Source organism: Bradyrhizobium sp. Kon10, assembly GCF_055807395.1.
In genome coordinates this window covers 1-245 of sequence record NZ_JBVVOZ010000343.1, presented here as the reverse complement: position 1 = coordinate 245, position 245 = coordinate 1, and the positions used below count along the sequence as shown (strand labels likewise).

Genomic DNA, 245 nt, shown 5'->3' with positions numbered 1-245 from the left:
AGTCTGCATGCTGCGCCACACGCTGGAGATCTTTGCGCGCGGACTGGGCGGCTGGGACCGTTTCCCTGAGGCCGACCGCCACCAGCAGCTTCTTCACATGGCGACGCTGCTCGACGACCTTTATCCCACCTTCCGCCTGTTTCTCTATGACGGCCGGATGCGCTACTCGATCCCCTACACTATCTTTGGGCCTTATCGCGCCGCCATCTATGTCGGCGACATGTATCTGGTGCTGAACGCGACCC

The 245-nt window shown here is 61.2% G+C and carries 1 pseudogene; it reads left to right on the top strand.

The annotated features are described in order from the left end of the window. Positions 1–245, top strand: a pseudogene (locus tag AC0L2O_RS37320) (helix-turn-helix domain-containing protein); the annotation flags it as partial.